Here is an 18579-nt window from a genome sequence, read left to right as displayed (position 1 = left end):
GATGACGTTGGAGGTTATCAAGTGTCACAGCTCAAGGACGTCTACCCGCTCTACCTCAACAACAAGGCGGTGCAACCCAACACCGACCTGAAGGTGACGGACAAGTTCACCGGCGAGGTAGCTTTCCGCACCGCGCTCGCAACGCCCGACGTGATTGCTGAGGCCATTGCCGGCGCGGTTCGCGCTGCCGAACCCATGGCCCGACTGGCATCCTACGAAAAGCGTGACGTGCTCGATCACTGCGTCCGCCGCTTCACCGAACGCAAGGACGAGCTGGCCTATGCCCTGTGCATCGAAGCCGGCAAGCCGATCGCCGATTCCGAAGGCGAGGTCGGTCGCCTGATCGACACCTTCCGCATCGCTGCCGAGGAAGCCACCCGCAACTATGGCGAAGTCCAGCCGCTCGACATCAGCCCGCGTGCCAAGGGCTACATGGGCATGTGGAAGCGCGTGCCGATCGGTCCGTGCAGCTTCATCTCGCCGTTCAACTTCCCGCTGAACCTCGCCGCCCACAAGATCGCGCCCGCGATCGCCATGGGCTGTCCCTTCGTGATGAAGCCCGCCAGCCTCACCCCGCTCGGCGCGATCATCATGGGCGAAGTCCTCGCCGAATGCGACGTCCTGCCCGAGGGCGCTTTCTCGATCCTGCCCGCCAGCCGTGATGGCGCCGACCTTTTCACCACCGACGAGCGGCTGAAGCTCCTCTCCTTCACCGGCTCGCCCGGCGTCGGCTGGGAGCTCAAGGCCAAGGCGGGCAAGAAGAAGGTCGTCCTCGAGCTCGGCGGCAATGCTGCCGTCGTAGTCGACAAGGATGCCGATCTCGACCACGCGCTCGCCCGCATCATCTTCGGTGGTTACTATCAGTCCGGCCAGTCGTGCATTCACGTCCAGCGCGTGATCATTCACGCCGACATTTACGACCAGTTCCGCGACATGCTCGCGGCCAAGGTCAAGACGCTCAAGTCCGGTGACCCCAAGAACCGCGATACCTTCATCGGTCCGATGATCTCGGCCAAGGAAGCCCAGCGCCTCAAGACCTGGATCGATGCAGCCGTGGCCGGCGGGGCGAAGTTGCTCGCGGGCGGTGGCTGCGAAGGCAACATGCTCGAGGCGACCCTGCTCGAAGGCTGCAGCCGCGAGATGGACGTCTATACCGAGGAAGCCTTCGGCCCGGTCGTCATCCTCTCGAAATTCACCGACTGGGATGCCGCACTTGAAGAAGTGAACGACAGCAAGTTCGGCCTTCAGGCCGGCCTGTTCACGGCCGACATCCACAAGGTCATGGACGCCTGGGACAAGCTCGATGTCGGCGGCATCGTCGTCAACGACGTTTCCTCCTATCGCGTCGACAACATGCCCTATGGCGGCGTCAAGGATTCGGGCCTTGGTCGCGAAGGCATCCGTTTTGCCATGGAGGACATGTCCGAGATCAGGAACATGGTCATCCGGCGGCGCTGAGTTTTGTCGAGGTTTGCCGCTTATCTTTCCGATATGTTTCCAGGAAATCGGATTAGCCACTTGAACCCATGGGGCAGAGTGTCCTAGTCTCGGTTCAAACGGGGTCGCATTGCAGCACTTCCGGCCAAGGCTTCCGCACAAGGCATAAAGCCGCGCGGCAGGCAGCGCCGGTGGGGACGAGGGGCAATGCAGGGTATAATCTTGGGAATCGGGCGACTGGCGGCACTGTGCCGGGCGATTCCGCGCTCTGGCGCTATGGCTGTTGCGGCGTGTCTGGCCATGGCCGGTGCCTCGCTCGGCGCATCCTCGCTCGTCTCGCCCGCTGCGGTGCAGGCTCAAGGCACGGCTCCTTCGGTCCTGCGCGGACACGTCGGAGTCGCCTCGTGCGCCGGTTCCACCTGCCATGGTCGCAGCGTCGCCGATGGCGCGGTCGTCCGGCAGGACGAACTCATGCGCTGGCAGGAAGATTCCTCCCCCTCCGGAGCACACAGCCGCGCCTGGCGCGTGATCCAGGAGCCGCGCGGCCAGGCAATCGTTCGCCGCATGGGCCTCGATGCCGCCGGCATTCAGCGCGAATGCGCCGGTTGCCATGCCTCGCCGGGTTCCTCGCGCCCGTCCGATGGCGTCGATTGCGAAGCCTGCCATGGTGCATCCGGCGGCTGGCTTTCCACCCACTACACCGTCGGTGCCAGCCATGCGCGCAACGTTGCCCAGGGCATGACCGACCTGACCCGCCCGCAGGTCAAGGCGCAGGTCTGCCTCGATTGCCACTTCTCGGGCGATGCCAAGGGCCAGTTCATCGCTCACCGCATCATGGCCGCCGGCCACCCGCGCATCTCGTTCGAACTGGACCTGTTCACCACGCTCCAGCAGCATCATGATGAGGACGCCGACTACGTCCAGCGCAAGGGTGGCAAAACCAACTCGATGCGCATGTGGGCCGTAGGTCAGGCAGAAGCCGTCAAGCGCAGCCTCGAACTCTACAGCCAGCCCGCCCGGGCGATGGACGGGATCTTCCCCGAATTCACCTTCTACGATTGCCACTCCTGCCACCGCCGCATCTATGACAGCGAGGACGGCAACGTTACCGCCGTGCGCAATCCGGGTCGCCCCGTCGATCTCGGCACGCCACCCTACAATGACGAGAACATGATCATGCTTCTCGCCGCCGCCCGCGTGGTTGCGCCCGATGCCGCTGCCACGTTCGATGCCCGCGCCAAGGCCTTCCACAAGGCGATGTTGGCCAACCGCGCCGAAACTGTCGCCGCAGCCCAGGCGTTGCGCCAGTCGGCCGATGCCTTGTCCTCGCGCTTCGCCTCCGCCAGCTTCACCCGCGAACAGACCTTCGCCATCATGGATTCGATCGCCAGCGACGCAATCGGCGAACGCTACACCGATTACGAAGGCGCTGTGCAGTCGGTCATGGCGGTCGACACCCTGCTCAACGGCCTCGTCAATCAGGGCATGGTCGCGCCGGGTTCGGCCAATGGCCTGCGCGTCCAGATAAACCAGGCCTATGCCGCCGTTCGTGATCCCAACGGCTTCCAGCCCCTTGCCTTCCGCCGCGCCCTGGGCAGCGCGGTACGTTCGATCCGGAGCCTTCGCTGATGCGCATGCCGTTGGCTTTCCGGCAGACCACCGCCGTCGCACTCGCGCTCTCTCTCACTCTGTCTGGGTGCGGCGGCGGTGATTCTGGCTCGGGCGGTACATTTACGCCGACTCCCACGCCGTCCTCGTCGTCGCGCTTCTTTGCCGATCCTGCGCCGGAAGCCCTGACCTCTGCCGAAGTCCAGCAGATCATCGCGCAGGCCGTGGGCGAGGCCAAGGCGCTCAACTATCCCGCCATCGTCGCCGTGGTTGACCGTGTCGGCAATGTCCTCGCCGTGTTCCGCATGAACGGTGCCGCCACGCGCATGCTGATCAGCCAGCGCACAGCCACCGGCGAAATCTCACCGCGCGAGGTCGATGCCCAGGGCCTCGAAGTCGAAGCGACGATGGGCGCGATCTCCAAGGCGGTCACGGCAGCTTACCTCTCGTCAAGCGGCAATGCCTTCTCCACCCGCACCGCCAGCATGATCGTGCAGGAGCATTTCCCACCTGCGCCCAACACGCCCGGCCTCGAATCCGGCCCGCTGTTCGGCGTGCAGTTCAGCCAGTTGCCCTGTTCCGATCTTGCCGCCCGCTTCGCCACCGGCAATGCCGGAAGCGGTTCCTTCATCGGCCCCAAGCGCGCGCCACTGGGCCTTTCTGCTGACCCCGGTGGATTGCCGCTTTACAAGAACGGCGTTGTGGTTGGCGGTATCGGCATCATGGCCGATGGCGATTACGCCTATGACCCGGACGTCTCCAACGTCGATGGCGACCCCGAAGAGTTCATGGCGCTCGCCGGGATTCAGGGGTTCGCCCCGCCGGTCGAGATCCGTGCCGACCGCATCCCTGTCGACGGATCGACCCTGCGCTTCTCCGATGCCCGCGTCGAAGGCCTGCACCCGCTGCAGACCAGCTTCTCTGCCATCAACAACACTGCCGGCACCCTGATCCCGGTGCGCGGATACTACGACGGAACCGCCGTCCTTGCCGGAACGCCTTATGGCACTGAAGCCAGCGGCATCCGCCGGGCCACCTCTGCCGAATTCTCGCTCGCCGATGCCTATGTGCTGAGCAACGGCTCGGGCACCAATCGTTACCCGATCAAGGCCGGCACCGATGCCGCTGCGGTCGGCACGCCGTTGACCGCTGCCGAAGTCCGCGCCGTGCTCGAAGAGGCCTTCACGATCATGACGCGCGCCCGCGCGCAGATCCGCCGCCCGCTCGACAGCCGCGCGCAAGTCTCGATCTCGGTGGTCGATACCTACGGCGAGGTCCTCGGTCTCGTCCGCGGGCCTGACGCGCCGATCTTCGGCATCGACGTCTCGCTGCAGAAGGCCCGCACGGCGGCATTTTTCTCCAACCCGGTCGCTGCGCAACAGCTTCAGGACGATACGGACGCCGAGATCCCCGCATTCGTCCAGCGCGCCCGCGATTTCCTCGGCGATCAGACCGCGCTGACCGGAAAGATCGCCTTTGCCGATCGCTCTGGCGGCAATCTGTCGCGTCCGTTCTTCCCCGATGGCGAGGTCGGCCGCCCGCACGGTCCGTTCTCGCGCCCGATCAACGATTTCAGTCCTTTCGCAACCGGTCTCCAGATTGCTCTGGTCAAGGCCAACCTGCTGCAGCACGCGGTCTTCGTCGAAGGCTCGCTCAATGCGCGGGACGTGGTGCAGCGCTGTACCGCCGTACCCGATACGCCGACAGGCAAGAAACGCCTTGCCAACGGCATCCAGATTTTCCCCGGCTCTGTCCCGATCTACCGCAACGGCAAGCTTGTCGGCGCCATCGGCATTTCGGGTGACGGCATCGATCAGGACGACATGATCGCCTTCCTCGGCACCCACAACGGCGGGGCCAAGGTCGGCACCATCGGCAACGCGCCCAAGGAGATCCGCGCTGACACCATTGTCGTGCCAGTGGGGCAGGGGGTGCGTCTGCGTTACGTGAACTGCCCGTTCGCGCCGTTCCTCGACACGTCCGAACAGAACGTCTGCGAGGGCAAGTGATGCAGCAGGTCGCTCTCCTTCTCGCACCCGTCCTCGGCATCTCCCAGCCGCATGTCCAGCCCGCACCGCTGACGTTCTACCTGCAGGATGCGTCAGGATCGGCACCGGGAACTGCCGAGCCCCAGCAAGCGCCGACAGTTGACAGCAAGGCACCGCTCCCCGGTGGCGAGACCGATGCCGACGGCGCACTGATCGATGGCCGCCGCCGCCCCGGCTTCAACAAGCAGCTCCCCGAGAAAGTCGAGCAGGACAATCCCGGCGCCGTCAACGCACCGCCGCCGGAAGCGTTCTACGACAAGTACGATGGCGAAGGCCCGGTCGGCGATCTCGGCCTCGACGTTGCCCTGCCGGACCGCTGGCGCATCATGTCGACGCTGTGCCCGCAAAAGGACAAGACCACCGGCAAGAAGGACCGCGCGCTCTACACGCTGTTCCCCAAGCTCGAATATGTCTGCCATTCGCAGCTGGACCCGTTCCACCACAACCTCCTGAAGGGCGACCGTCCCCTGGCGCGCGGCAAGCGCCCCGGTTTCCTGAAGGGGGACGACTGGTACCTGCTGGCAGGCGCGGTTTCCGATACCGTGGTCGAGCCGCGCAGCTTCCCGATCCCGGTCGGCAACCAGACCACGACCAACCCCAACGAGATCGACACCTTCGGTCGCAGCCACAGCCTCGTGCTGTCGCAGACCTTCATCGCCAGCCTCTCGTTGCTCAAGGGCATGACGGCGTACAAGCCGCCGGTGGTCGAATACCGCATCGCCATTGCCGGCAACATCAACCACGTCGAGGTGCCCGAACGCCGCGTCCTGTTCGTCGAACCGTCCAAGGGCACCAAGCGCACCGACGGTTTCGTCGGCCTGCAGGAAGCGTTCATCGACTACCACATCGGCCGGTTCGATACTAAGCGCTACGATTTCATCTCCCTGCGCACCGGCATTCAGCCGATGCAGTCGGACTTCCGCGGTTTCCTGTTCAACGACAACCAGTTGGGCATCCGCCTCTTCGGCAACCGTGACAACAACCGCGTCCAGTTCAATCTCGCGGCGTTCTGGCGGCTCGAGAAGGAGACCAACTCGGGTCTCAACGACGTCAGCCGCGCCCCGCGCAATGACTGGGTGTTCATGGCGAACCTCTATCGCCAGGACTTCCCCTTCGTCGGACTGACCAGCCAGGTCTCGGTCACCTACAACATGAACCGCGAACGCAACGAGATCACGGTCGATACCAACGGCTTCCCGGTCCGTCCGGCGCTGATCGGTGACTTGCGCGGCCGCGAATATGACGTGGTCTATCTCGGTTACGCTGCCGATGGCCATATCGGCCGCCTCAACCTCACCGCACAGGCCTATGCCGCGCTCGGCGAGGACCGGAACAACTTCCTCACCAGCCGCCCGGCCGAGATCAAGGCCTTCATGGCCGCGGCCGAGGTCAGCTACGACTTCGACTGGACCCGCGTCCGCCTTTCCGGCCTCTGGGCCAGCGGTGACAGCGACCCTTACGACAAGACCGAAGGCGGCTTCGACGCGATCTTCGAAAACCCCCAGTTCGCCGGGGCGGACACCAGCTACTGGATCCGTCAGACCATCCCGTTCGCGGGCGGTGGCCGCAACATTTCGGTCAACGGTCGCAACGGCATCCTCAATTCGCTGCGTTCGTCGAAAGAGCAAGGCCAGTCGAACTTCACCAACCCCGGCACCATGCTGGTCGGCCTCGGCACCGATTTCGACCTGACGCCCACCTTGCGCGTCTCGACCAACGTCAATCACCTCTGGTTCGAGAACACCAAGATCCTGCAGGTCCTGCGCAACGAAGGCTCGATCCCGCGTGACATCGGCTGGGACGCCTCGGTCTCGGCGATCTGGCGCCCCAACGCCTCGCAGAACCTCGTCTTCCGCCTCTCGGGCGCGGTGCTCGATCCGGGGGCGGGCTTCGATGATCTCTTTGCCCAGATGGGCAAGGCAAGCCGCTTCTACTCCGTCCTCGCCAACGCGACCCTGGCCTTCTGATGACCCAGCTCATGCCCCAAACGCGCCGCCTCCGCACTCTCTCGCTGGCATGGCTGGTCGCCGCGCTGGCCGCGCTGCTCATCCCGAGTGCGCTCTACGCCTCGGGCGAGGAACCGGCGCAGAAGGTCAGCCACACCCGCGCCCCCGCCGCGCCGCGCGGCCAGCCGGGCGATACTGCGGAAGAGCAGTGGGCTTACGTCGACAAGCAGAACGCCGGTTGCGTCAGCTGCCACACCAAGAGCGATCACCGCACCATGCACGCCAGCCCGGCGGTGGTCCTGTCCTGCGCGGATTGCCATGGCGGCAACACGAAAGTCATGGCCGACCGGTCATGGAACCGAAATTCCATCGAATACGTCGCGGCCATGAAGGACGCCCACGTCCTGCCGAAGTACCCGGCAGCCTGGGGCTGGCCCTCCTCGGCCAACCCGAAGCGCTCCTACGGGCTGCTCGCCAAGGAAAGCCCGGAGTTCATCCGCTTCGTCAACCCGTCGGACTATCGCGTTGCCCGCGATTCCTGCGGCGCCTGCCACATGTCGATCATCGAGGCGTCCGAACGCTCGCTCATGTCCACCGGCGCGATGCTGTGGGGCGGCGCGGCCTATAACAACGGTATCGTTCCCTTCAAGAACTACCTGTTCGGCGAAAGCTTCACCCGCAATGGCGAGCCTGCGCTGCTCAAGTCGGCGTCGAAGGAAATCGGCCCCGATGGCAAGCCGATGTGGGGCACCGTCACGCCCAAGGAGAAGGCGCGCGGCGCGCTGCCGATCATGTATCCGCTGCCCCGCTGGCACACGATCCCGCCGGGCGACGTCTTCCGCGTGTTCGAGGACGGTGGCCGCACGATCAACCCGCAGTTCCCCGAAATCGGCCTGCCCAACTCGACCGGCCTGATCCAGCGCCTCGATGAACCAGGCCGCCCGGACCTGAAGCAGTCCAACCGTGGCCCCGCCACCGGCCTGCGCGTCGCCATTCCGGTGCTCAACATCCACAAGACGCGCCTCAATGACCCGTTCCTGTTCCAGATGGGCACCAACGACCAGCCGGGCGACTATCGCTCCTCGGGCTGCGCTGCCTGCCACGTCATCTACGCCAACGACCGCGAACCGCGCCACTCGCTGAACTATGGCAAGTGCGGGCGAGACGGGCAGACCATCACCGCCGACCCGACGATCAATTCCCTGCGCGAAGGCCAGCACCGCAAGGGCGCCTACGGCTCCTATGACGCCGAGAAGGCAGAGCATCACGACAAGGTGCGCGGCACCGTCTTGGGGGGCAAGCGCGGCTATCTCGGCGGCGACAGGACAGATCCCGAACAGTCGGCCGACATGGAAGGCGATTGCGCCCGCGCCATCTCCTCGGCCGAACAGCTGGTCTATTCGCCCGGCAAGGGCGTTGCCCCGCACGGTTCGATGGACCATGACAAGATGGACCAGGCTTCGGCCCACGCCATGGCCGGTCTCGACGCCAAGGGCCACCCGAAGAAGGGCGACCATGGCGAGGACGCCCACGATGCCGATGGCCCCGTCGTCATGCAGGATCGCGAACGCGGCCACCCGCTGGTCCACGCCTTCACCCGCGCGATCCCGACGGCGCAGTGCATGAACTGCCACATGCACCAGCCGAACATCTTCCTGAACTCCTACCTCGGCTACACCATGTGGGACTATGAGTCCGACGCGCCGAGCATGTGGCCGGGGCCTGAAAACCGCGCGCCAAAGCCCGCCGGCATGTCCGATGCGGACTACGAGAAGACGTTCAAGAAGCAGTTCTATCCGAACATCGACGAACAGCGCGAAGTGCTCGATCGCAACCCTGAGGGCGCGTCCACCCGCGGCCTGTGGCGCGATGTCGAGTTCCTGCGCAACGTCTATGACCTGAACGACAAGCTCGAGCGCACCCAGTTCGCCGATTACCACGGCCACGGCTGGAACTTCCGCGCCATCCTCAAGCGCGACCGTCGCGGCAACCTGCTCGACGACGAGGGCGACATGTCGTCCTACGGCACCGACAAGGCCCACATCATCTCGCCCGAGGACCCCGAGAAGTTCCGCAAGGCAGGCGAGGGCAAGTTCGTCGAACCGGGCGAGAGCAATCCCGGCAAGGCCGTCCACATGATGGACATCCATGCCCAGCTCGGCATGCAGTGCGCCGATTGCCACTTCTCGCAGGATAGCCACGGCAACGGCATGATCTACGGCGAAGTCGCCAATGCGGTCGAGATCGGCTGCAAGGACTGTCACGGCACGCCGGACAACTACCCGACGCTGCTGACCTCGAACATGGCGGCGCCCGAAAAGGGCAACAACCTCGCCCTGCTGCGCAATGCCGATGGCCAGCGCCGCTTCGAATGGTTCAACGAGGCCGATGGCCGCCGCGTGCTGGTCCAGCGCTCGATCATCGATCCCAACCTGTCCTGGCGCGTCAGCCTGGTGAAGGATTCGGTCGATGCGCGCTATGCCGGCAAGATGGACTCCACCGGCAAGCCGATCTTCAACCCCAAGGCCGCGCGCGCCAAGCTGATGGCCAAGTCCGCGTCCGAGGATGGCGTCTACAAGTTCGGCACCGGCGTGCCCAAGGAAGCCCGCGCCCACCGTGACGACGACATGGCCTGCTTCACCTGCCACCTGTCGTGGACCACGTCGTGCGCCGGCTGCCACCTGCCGATCGAGGCCAACTGGAAGTCGGCCACGCACAAGTACGAGGAAGACTACACCCGCAACTACGCGACCTATAACCCGCAGGTCGCGCGCGACGACATGTTCCAGCTCGGCAAGCACCAGCGCAACAAGTCGTCGGGCTCCGATCCGGTGCAGTTCGATGCGGCCGGCAACCCCGTCGCGGGCAAGGCGATCACCGCGCCGATCCGCTCCACCTCGGCGCTGATCCTGTCGTCGACCAACATCAACCGCGAACGCATCTATGTGCAGCAGCCCCCGATTTCCTCGATCGGCTACTCCTCACAGGCCTTCGCGCCGCACTTCCCGCACACCGTTCGCAAGAACGAGACCAAGCAGTGCACCGATTGTCACGTCTCTCAGGACGAGGACAACAACGCCACGATGGCGCAGCTGCTCCTGCTCGGCACCAACTACGTGAACTTCGTCGGCATGAACGCCTGGTTCGGTCTCGACGGCGGCTTCGAAGCCGTCCGCGTCACCGAATGGGACGAGCCGCAGGCGGTGATAGGCTCCTACCTCCACCGCTATGCCTATCCGGATTACTGGAAGGAGCATGTCGAGAAGAACGGTCGCGAGTTGAAGAACTGGACGCGCGGCAAGGCGTTCGATGGCAAGCTCTCGGGCGAAACCACCGGGCACGAGCAGTTCTCGAACATCGTCGAAGGCACAAGGGACTCGGTGCGCTGCCTGCAGATGCGCGGCGAATACATGTACGTCGCCGAAGGCAAGGGCGGCTTCCGGGCCTACGACATTGCCGCCATCGGCAACAAGGGCTTCTCCGAACGCATCGTCAACGCGCCGTTCTCGCCGCTCGGCCATGACACGCATGTCGCCACCACCAACGCCACCTGCATGGCGCTGCCGACCAACCAGTCGATCGCGCCGACGCGCAACACGCCCGAGCTGCGCGGCCTCAATCAGGAACAGCCGTTCTCGCCGATCTACAGCTATGCCTTCGTCACGGATGCGGTCGAAGGCCTGATCGCGGTCAACGTCGATACGCTGGCCGATGGCGAGTTCCGCAACAATTTCTTCAACCGCGCGCTCACCTTCAACCCGGATGGCGTCCTTACCGGCGCCCGCCACATCACGCTGGCCGGTGACTACGCCTATATCGTAACCGACAAGAACCTGGTCACGGTCCACCTGCCCAAGCCATGGTCGCCGCAGAAGCCGTGCGAAGTCAGCGAGAAGAAGGGCGGCGAGACCTGCCTCGATCCGCGCATCACTTCGGTCGTGCCCTTGCGCGATCCGCGCGCCACGGCGGTGCAGTTCCGCTACTTGTGGGTGACGACGGCCAATGGCCTCGAACTGATGGACATCACCAACCTCGCGCAGCCCAAGGCCGTGCCCTCGGCCACCGTGCCGCTGGCCAATGCCCGCCGCGTTTATCTTGCGCGCACCTATGCCTATGTCGCGGCCAAGTCGCAGGGTCTGGTCATCGTCGACATCACCGCGCCGACGCGTCCGTCGATCTACACCAGCTACACCGCCGACGGGCAGCTCAACGATGCCGAGGACGTGATCGTCGCGTCCACCAATGCCTCGCTCTTCGCCTATGTTGCCGATGGCCGGAACGGGATGAAGGTGCTGCAGCTGACCTCGCCCGCCAGCCAGCCCAACTTCTACGGCTTCTCGCCCGAGCCCAAGCCCGAGCTGATCGCCTGGGCCCGCACGCCCACGCCCGCGCTCGCGCTGTCCAAGGGGCTTGATCGTGACCGCGGCGTGGACGAGACCGGCGGCCAGATGGCAGTCTTCGGCCGCCTCGGCTCCCGCCCGTTCACGCGGCCGGAAATGGAAGAGCTGTTCCTCAACAGCAAGGGCGATGTCTTCCGCGTCTCGAACGCTGTCGACATGACCCTGTGGGTCGGTGCAAAGACCGCGCCCCTGCTCGCCAGGACGAACTGACCGGTTGGAGAGGAGAGCGGGTGCCTTGAGCGTTTGCGCTCGGGAGCACCCGCCGATCCTCTCAGTTGTCGTCCAGCAGCAGGATCTCGCATTCCACTTCCATCAGCGGCGCGGGCAGGACCTCGTGATCCACGCGCGTCACCGCCGCATCGGCGACCAGACGCCCGCGCAGCTTGAACTCGTGCTCGGGCAGCACCGCGATGAAGCTTTCCCCGTCGCTGACCGCGTCGCTCCCGGCAAAGCGCAGCACCAGCCGATGCCGCGCGCCTGAGAAGGTGATGCTCGCCCACGGCGTCTCGTCATGGCTGACCACCTCGGCATGAGGCCCGCTGATCTCGCGCACCGCCCGCAGCAGGCGCTCGGCGGTCGACGGGCGAGGGGCGAGCGCCGGGGGAGCCAAAGGGGGAGGGACGTTCTCGGCATGCGCCTTGGTCTCGAAGGCGTGAAGATCAAGCAGCATGGACATTCCCTCCAAAGTTGTTCATGAAATGTTCTACACGTTCCACCATTCCGGAACGCGGTTCGCGGCCGTTGCGCAGATCGCCCACCAGGCGTGGATCGTGCGCGGCAAGGCGGCCGAACTTGGTGACGGGCATTCCAGTCTCGCGAAGGAAGCTCTCGATCTTGCGGAGCAGCATGGCGTCTCTGACCCTTCCGGATGCGGTCGCCATGGGAGACGACTCGAAATAGGATTTTTCCTATGTTGATCTTGAAATCCTACAATGCTAGGAAAAGTCCTTCGAAAGTGGAGGAAGGCGCAGATGGCCCCGGCAGACAGCGAATCGGATGACGGCGCCCGCGCCCGCCTCGTCGGCCTTGCGGCGCAACGCGGCGTCAGCCTCTCCGCGCTCTCCGCGCTGATCGGCCGCAACACCACCTATCTCCAGCAGTTCGTCCGCAAGGGTAGCCCGCGCAAGCTGGAGGAGAACGACCGGCGCACGCTGGCCGAATTCTTCGGCGTCCCGGAAAGCGATCTCGGCGCCGCTCCGCGCGGTGGCGTGATCACCGCCGGGCAGGGCGCTCCGCGCAGCGCCGCTCCGCTTCGCGCCATCACTCCGGAATGGGCCGACATCCCGCGCCTCCCGCTGGGCGCGTCTGCTGGCCCCGGCACGCTTCCGGCGGAGGAAATTCCCTCCGGCCGCCTGCGTTTCAACCACCGCTGGCTCAAGGGGCAGGGGCTCGAACCCGCCATGCTCTCGGTCATCGAGGTCGAAGGCGATTCGATGGAGCCGACCCTGCGCGATGGCGACGAGATCCTCGTCGACCGCACCCCGCGCCCCTTGCGCGCCGGCATCCACGTCATCCGCCTCGACGATGTCCTGCTGGTCAAGCGGCTCGAACCCGGCCCCGGCGGCACGGTGCGGATCATCTCCGACAACCCCGCCTATCCCCGCCTCGAACGCCCGCTCGCCGAACTTGAACTGGTCGGACGCGTCGTCTGGAAAGGCGGGCGCTTGTAATTCCTCCCCGGCACGGGGAGGGGGACCATCGAAGATGGTGGAGGGGCACCCGAGGCATTCCACCACCGGCTTGCCAATTCGCCGTCCACGCGCCATCTCAGCGCCATGACCCAGCCAACAGCCGAGCCGCCCTTCAAGGTCGCGATCATCCCCGTCACCCCGCTCCAGCAGAACTGCACGCTGGTCTGGTGCACGAAGACGATGAAGGGCGCCTTCATCGATGCCGGCGGCGATCTCGACAAGCTGCGCAAGGCGATCGCCATGACCGGCGTGACCATCGAGAAGCTGCTCGTCACCCACGGCCATATCGACCACTGCGGCAGCGTCGGCATCTTCGCGCGCGAACTCGGCGTGCCGATCGAAGGCCCGCACGAGGATGACCGCTTCTGGATCAGCCGCCTCGACGAGGACGGCCAGCGCTACGGCATCGATGGCGAGGTGTTCGAGCCGAACCGCTGGCTCGGCCATGGTGACAAGGTCACTGTCGGTGAAGTCGAACTCGACGTGATCCACTGCCCCGGCCACACTCCCGGCCACGTCGTTTTCCACCACGCGCCCACGCGAGTGGCGATTGTCGGCGATGTCCTGTTCCAGGGTTCGATCGGCCGCACCGATTTCCCGATGGGCAATCACCAGGACCTGATCGATTCGATCACGCAAAGGCTCTGGCCGCTCGGCAACGATGTCACTTTCGTCCCCGGCCACGGTCCCAACAGCACCTTCGGCCGCGAACGTCAGACCAACGCCTACGTCAGCGACTACGCCCTAAGCTGATAAATCTCCCTGCCGCATGCGGGAGGGGGCGGGGGAGGGCATGTCGCCAAGCCATCCCCCTCGCATCCTTCACATATCCAGCGCGATGGAAACTGCCCAGACGCCAAGCCCCAGCTGCGTCAGCATGGTCGTGAGCGTGCCGACGCCGCGCAGGAAGCCCAGCGGCCCGCCGTCCATGCCGATGCCGTGGCCGACGCGGCCCAGCATGAACACAGCCGCCACGCCCATCAGGTAAGGATTGCCGGTCCGCGCCAGCTCCACTGCGGCGATCAGCACCAGCACGATCGGCGTGTTCTCGACAAAGTTCGCCTGTGCCCGCATCCGCGCGATCAGGTCCATGTCGCCCCCGTCGCCGATGCTGATCTTCTTGGCGGTGCGCACCATGCCGCAGCGGATCGAAAGCCAGATGTTGACGGCTGCTGCTGCAGCGGCGGCGCACAGCGTAATTGGCAGAATTGTCATGCCTCTGATTATCCCCTCTCTCATGGTCCCTCTTCGCGGGAACCGGGGCAGAGGCTAGCGCGGGCGCGCTTGCAAAGCATCAGAAAATCCGTATAGGCGCGCCTTCGCCCAGCGATTGGCGAATCCCGTGACTTGTGGCGTCCTTCGCCGCGTATGGGTCCTGCCGCAAACAGGGCTTGTGCGATGAACCGGTTTTCCCTATCGCGCCCGCAACAAAACTACGCAATTCAGGAACAGGTGCCGAGATGGCCGTCCCCAAAAGAAAGACTTCGCCCTCACGCCGGGGCATGCGCCGCAGCCATGACGCACTGAGCGTCGAAGCGTTCCACGAATGCTCGAACTGCGGTGAACTCAAGCGCCCGCACAACCTGTGCAACGCTTGCGGTCACTACAACGGTCGCGAAGTCATCGCCGTCGGGCTCTAAGCCTTAATACGGGGGGACTGAGGACATGAGCCTGCCGCGTATCGCCGTCGATGCGATGGGCGGCGATGAGGGCGTGCGCGTGATGGTCGAAGGCGCGGCGCTTGCCCGTCGTCGTCATGACCGCTTCAAGTTCCTCCTCGTTGGTGACGAGGGCCGCATCAAGCAGGCCCTCGAAAACCACCCCAACCTTCGCGAAGCGTCAGAGATTCTCCACGCCCCCGATGTCGTATCGGGTGACGAGAAGCCGACGCAGGCCCTCCGTCGCGCCAAGACCACCTCGATGGGGCTGGCGATCAACGCGGTGAAGCAGGGCCATGCCGGCGCTGCTGTCAGCGCGGGCAACACCGGCGCGCTCATGGCCATGGCCAAGCTCGCCCTGCGCACCATGCCCGGCATCGATCGCCCCGCGCTCTCGGCCCTGCTGCCGACGCTTGGCGAACATGACCTGATCATGCTCGATCTCGGCGCCAACACCGATTGCGACGCGCGCAACCTCGTCCAGTTCGCGATCATGGGTGCGGCCTACGCCCGCATCGTCAACGGCCTCGAATCCCCGCGCGTCCGCCTGCTGAATATCGGCACGGAAGAGACCAAGGGCACCGATTCCCTGCGCGATGCCGCCAACCAGCTGAAGGCTCTCGCAGGCGATCTCGCGCTCACCTTCGATGGCTTCACCGAGGCCGACAAGCTCTCGCGCGGCGATTGCGATGTCGTCGTCACCGATGGCTTCTCCGGCAACATCGCGCTGAAGTCGATGGAAGGTGCCGCCCGCTTCGTGGCAGACCTCTTGCGCCGCAGCTTCTCCTCGTCGCTGCGCTCGAAGTTCGGCTTCCTGATCTCGCGTCCGGCGACCGAGCTGCTCAAGCACCACCTCGATCCCAACAACCACAATGGCGCGGTCTTCCTTGGCCTCAACGGCGTGGTCGTGAAAAGCCACGGCAGCGCCTCGGCGCTCGGCGTCGCCAATGCCGTTGCCGTCACCGCTCGCCTGCTGGAGGAAAACCTGACCGAGCGTATCGAAGCCGACCTCGCGCGCCTTGGCGCCGAGACCATTCGGACTTCTGGCCGCGGTGGCCGCGGCAAGGCCCCAGCGACAACCGGTGAGGACGCGGCATGACGGTGCGCTCGATCATTCGCGGCAGCGGCTCGGCCCTGCCCAAGCGCTGCGTCACCAACGCCGAAATGGCGCAGATGGTTGACACCACCGACGAATGGATCGTCGAGCGGACCGGCATTCGCCAGCGCTATCTCGCGGGGGAAGGGGAGACGACCTCCACCCTCGCTACCGAGGCCGGCCGCCGCGCGCTCGAAGCTGCCGGCATCGAGGCCTCGAAAGTCGATCTGATCGTGCTGGCCACCGCCACGCCCGACCAGACCTTCCCGGCCACCGCCACCATCGTCCAGCACAACCTCGGCTGCAACGGCGGCATCGCCTTTGACGTCGCCGCCGTCTGCTCAGGGTTCCTCTACGCGCTCGCCACTGCGGATTCGATGGTCCGCACCGGCATGGCCAAGTGTGCGCTGGTGATCGGCGCGGAAACCTTCAGCAATATCCTCGATTGGGAAGACCGCACTACCTGCGTGCTGTTCGGCGATGGCGCGGGCGCGATCGTGCTTGAAGCCCAGGACGTTGACGAATCCGACCCGGCTGCCCCCGGCGTGATCGCCACGCGGCTCCACGCCGATGGCGCGCACAACGAACTGCTCTATGTCGATGGCGGCGTGTCCACCACCGGCACCGTCGGCAAGGTCCGCATGAAGGGCCGCGAGGTCTTCCGTCACGCCGTTACCAATCTCGCCAATGTCCTGCGCGAAGTGCTTGAAACCACAGGCCATGACGCATCCGAGATCGATTGGGTCGTGCCGCACCAGGCCAACTTCCGCATCCTCGATGCCACCGCGCGCAAGCTCGATCTCCCGGCCGAGAAGGTCGTCGTCACCGTCGATCAGCACGCCAACACCAGCGCCGCCTCGGTGCCACTGGCGTTCGACGTCGCCATGCGCGATGGCCGGATCAAGAAGGGCGATCTGGTGATGTTCGAAGCCATGGGCGGCGGCTTCACCTGGGGCGCCAGCCTCGCCCGCATCTGAAGCTAATTCCCTCGTCATTGCGAGCGGAGCGAAGCAATCCAGAGCGGTTTGCGGAGACGCTCTGGATTGCTTCGTCGCTGCGCTCCTCGCAATGACGAAGTCTTTTGGAACAATCTCTCTGTCCGTTACTCCCCTCCCTTGAGGGAGGGGTTGGGGGTGGGTGTACCACGCTTCCGGCACCAACCGACAGTTCGTCCCGCAACGGTCCAGTCTTATCCTTTGTCCGCAACGCATTGCATTGCGTTCCGCAGAATCAGCGTTATTGTCGGCCCCCTTGGCGTCTTCTGACTTCTGGGGGGAATAAAGGATGCGTTCTGTAGGTACACTGACCCGGGCCGATCTGGCCGAGAGCATCAACCGCCGCGTGGGGCTGTCCCGTGCGGATTCGCTCGAAATGGTTGAATCCATCCTTCAGCATATGTGCAATGCACTGGCTGAGGGGGAAAATGTAAAGATTTCCGGCTTCGGCACCTTCCTGCTGCGCGACAAGGCGGAGCGGATCGGCCGCAATCCCAAGACCGGCATCGAAGTGCCGATCACGCCGCGCCGCGTCCTCAGCTTCCGCGCCAGCCAGATGCTGAAGGACCGCATCGGCCAGGGCTGATCACCAGCGGATGAGCGAACCCGAACTTCCCGATGCCGGACCTGATCCGGCCGACGGTAAAGACCCGGGCGCTTTCCGCACGATCGGCGAAGTCGCCAAGGCGCTCGGCATCCGCCAGCACGTCCTGCGCTATTGGGAAGAGCAATTTCCCATGCTCCGCCCGCTCACCCGAGCGGGCGGCCGCCGCTATTACCGCCCCGAAGACGTCGCCCTGATCACCGAAATCCACCGCCTCCTCCACAAGGAAGGCTTCACGATCAAGGGCGCAAGGCAAGCACTGCGGGGGAAGAAGGGGGCCGCTGCGGCTGCGCTGCCAGCGCCGGAAGCTGTGCCAACAACGCCGGACCAGGAATCCGCTGCCCCGCTCCTGACCTATCTCCAATCGATCCGCGACCGGCTGGCTGCTGCGTTGGAAGAGTAGGCGGCTCTAGCTGAAGGCCGGTGCCTACTCTTCGCTTGCGCCGAGGTTCGAGGGAGTTGTCTCCACTTGGGTAATGACGATTGCTTCAGAAGCGTCTGTACCAAATCGTCAACAGCAATTCCCGATAATCTGAAGACATCCTGCTGTCCGCGCTTTTGAGGCGTAAGATTTGAGGGTACTTCTTCTTGATGAACGCATCCCAAGTATGCCTGCAGTTGCTCGAATCGTCTGACATGACCTCCGCAGTTGTTGGCGGTCTGCTAGGCGCGCTGGCTGGTGGTATCCCAGCTTGGGGGCTAGCAAAGCGCCAGTCAAACGAAACACTGCGAAGGGATCGCGAGCAGCGTGAGGAGAATCAAAAGGCACTTGCCTTTTCGGTAGCCGTAAAGCTGATTCAGATAATTAATAGCACGATCATTCTTAACAACCATTTGAAGTCCTGTTTAGCACTCCGTCAAGATCCGGCCCGTGAACATATGGAACCTTGGCAGGTCGTGGTGCCAATTGTGGGAAATACAGACCAAGAGTCATCCATTCGATTCACGGCCGAAGAAATGGCTGTTTTCGCGTAACTGCTCAGGTGGTTGGCACTGATGCCGATCAAGCGACGGCGAAGCGTCCATCGACGAGATCGCGGATTGCGCTGAGTGCGGACTGGCCAGAGAGGCGTGCAGTGCCTGTGACGGAACGGTA

The 18579-nt window shown here is 64.6% G+C and carries 16 protein-coding genes; 13 read left to right on the top strand and 3 right to left on the bottom strand.

Annotation, left to right across the window (positions count from 1 at the left end):
- The first annotated feature begins 21 nt into the window (after nucleotides 1-21).
- The 5 genes from I2488_RS19140 (at nucleotide 22) to I2488_RS19120 (ending at nucleotide 11649) form a co-directional block, all read left to right on the top strand.
- A complete protein-coding gene (locus tag I2488_RS19140) occupies nucleotides 22-1458 on the top strand; it encodes an aldehyde dehydrogenase family protein (RefSeq protein WP_196277392.1) in 1437 nt (478 codons plus the stop codon).
- 279 nt (nucleotides 1459-1737) lie between these two features.
- Nucleotides 1738-3066 (top strand): multiheme c-type cytochrome, encoded by a 1329-nt coding sequence (locus I2488_RS19135; protein WP_246465774.1) that lies wholly within the window; start codon nucleotides 1738-1740, stop codon nucleotides 3064-3066.
- Nucleotides 3066-5054, top strand: a complete 1989-nt coding sequence (locus tag I2488_RS19130; protein WP_196277390.1) for a GlcG/HbpS family heme-binding protein — start codon at nucleotides 3066-3068, stop codon at nucleotides 5052-5054. Before I2488_RS19135 ends, I2488_RS19130 begins: the two co-directional genes overlap by 1 nt.
- On the top strand, nucleotides 5054-7060 hold the full coding sequence (locus I2488_RS19125) for a hypothetical protein (protein ID WP_196277389.1): 2007 nt from the start codon (nucleotides 5054-5056) through the stop codon (nucleotides 7058-7060). Before I2488_RS19130 ends, I2488_RS19125 begins: the two co-directional genes overlap by 1 nt.
- Entirely contained in the window at nucleotides 7060-11649 is a 4590-nt protein-coding gene (locus tag I2488_RS19120; protein WP_196277388.1) for a hypothetical protein, read from the top strand. Before I2488_RS19125 ends, I2488_RS19120 begins: the two co-directional genes overlap by 1 nt.
- A gap of 61 nt (nucleotides 11650-11710) precedes the next feature.
- Here I2488_RS19120 and I2488_RS19115 read toward each other — a convergent pair whose 3' ends face one another.
- A complete protein-coding gene (locus I2488_RS19115) occupies nucleotides 11711-12109 on the bottom strand; it encodes a hypothetical protein (protein ID WP_196277387.1) in 399 nt (132 codons plus the stop codon).
- Nucleotides 12099-12287, bottom strand: a complete 189-nt coding sequence (locus tag I2488_RS19110) for a hypothetical protein (protein ID WP_196277386.1) — start codon at nucleotides 12285-12287, stop codon at nucleotides 12099-12101. Before I2488_RS19110 ends, I2488_RS19115 begins: the two co-directional genes overlap by 11 nt.
- Before the next feature lie 123 nt (nucleotides 12288-12410).
- On the opposite strand from I2488_RS19110, the gene I2488_RS19105 reads away from it, so the two are divergent.
- Complete coding sequence (locus tag I2488_RS19105) at nucleotides 12411-13109, top strand: S24 family peptidase (RefSeq protein WP_196277385.1); 699 nt, start codon at nucleotides 12411-12413, stop codon at nucleotides 13107-13109.
- 105 nt (nucleotides 13110-13214) lie between these two features.
- Nucleotides 13215-13883, top strand: a complete 669-nt coding sequence (locus tag I2488_RS19100) for an MBL fold metallo-hydrolase (RefSeq protein ID WP_196277384.1) — start codon at nucleotides 13215-13217, stop codon at nucleotides 13881-13883.
- 69 nt (nucleotides 13884-13952) lie between these two features.
- On the opposite strand, the gene I2488_RS19095 is transcribed toward I2488_RS19100, so the two are convergent.
- Nucleotides 13953-14345, bottom strand: coding sequence for an MAPEG family protein (locus tag I2488_RS19095; protein ID WP_196277383.1), 393 nt, complete (start codon nucleotides 14343-14345; stop codon nucleotides 13953-13955).
- A gap of 245 nt (nucleotides 14346-14590) precedes the next feature.
- Between I2488_RS19095 and rpmF the strand changes: the two genes are divergently transcribed.
- From rpmF to I2488_RS19065, 6 genes are all read left to right on the top strand, one after another.
- Nucleotides 14591-14770, top strand: a complete 180-nt coding sequence (rpmF, locus tag I2488_RS19090; RefSeq protein WP_039331452.1) for a 50S ribosomal protein L32 — start codon at nucleotides 14591-14593, stop codon at nucleotides 14768-14770.
- 25 nt (nucleotides 14771-14795) lie between these two features.
- The gene (plsX, locus tag I2488_RS19085; RefSeq protein ID WP_196277382.1) at nucleotides 14796-15887 is read left to right on the top strand and encodes a phosphate acyltransferase PlsX; all 1092 of its coding nucleotides are present in this window, start codon (nucleotides 14796-14798) and stop codon (nucleotides 15885-15887) included.
- On the top strand, nucleotides 15884-16861 hold the full coding sequence (locus I2488_RS19080) for a beta-ketoacyl-ACP synthase III (protein WP_196277381.1): 978 nt from the start codon (nucleotides 15884-15886) through the stop codon (nucleotides 16859-16861). The genes plsX and I2488_RS19080 overlap by 4 nt, the downstream gene beginning before the upstream one ends.
- Before the next feature lie 307 nt (nucleotides 16862-17168).
- Complete coding sequence (locus tag I2488_RS19075) at nucleotides 17169-17465, top strand: integration host factor subunit alpha (RefSeq protein ID WP_174544584.1); 297 nt, start codon at nucleotides 17169-17171, stop codon at nucleotides 17463-17465.
- A gap of 10 nt (nucleotides 17466-17475) precedes the next feature.
- Nucleotides 17476-17886: a MerR family transcriptional regulator gene (locus tag I2488_RS19070; protein WP_196277380.1), complete on the top strand. Its 411-nt coding sequence runs from the start codon at nucleotides 17476-17478 to the stop codon at nucleotides 17884-17886.
- A 188-nt stretch (nucleotides 17887-18074) separates the two neighbouring features.
- Nucleotides 18075-18458, top strand: a complete 384-nt coding sequence (locus tag I2488_RS19065) for a hypothetical protein (protein ID WP_196277379.1) — start codon at nucleotides 18075-18077, stop codon at nucleotides 18456-18458.
- The last annotated feature ends 121 nt before the right edge of the window (nucleotides 18459-18579 follow it).

The organism is Novosphingobium jiangmenense (genome assembly GCF_015694345.1).
Classification (GTDB): domain Bacteria; phylum Pseudomonadota; class Alphaproteobacteria; order Sphingomonadales; family Sphingomonadaceae; genus Novosphingobium; species Novosphingobium jiangmenense.
Note: the sequence above shows the minus strand (reverse complement) of the source record. Positions and strands in the feature narration are given on the sequence as shown.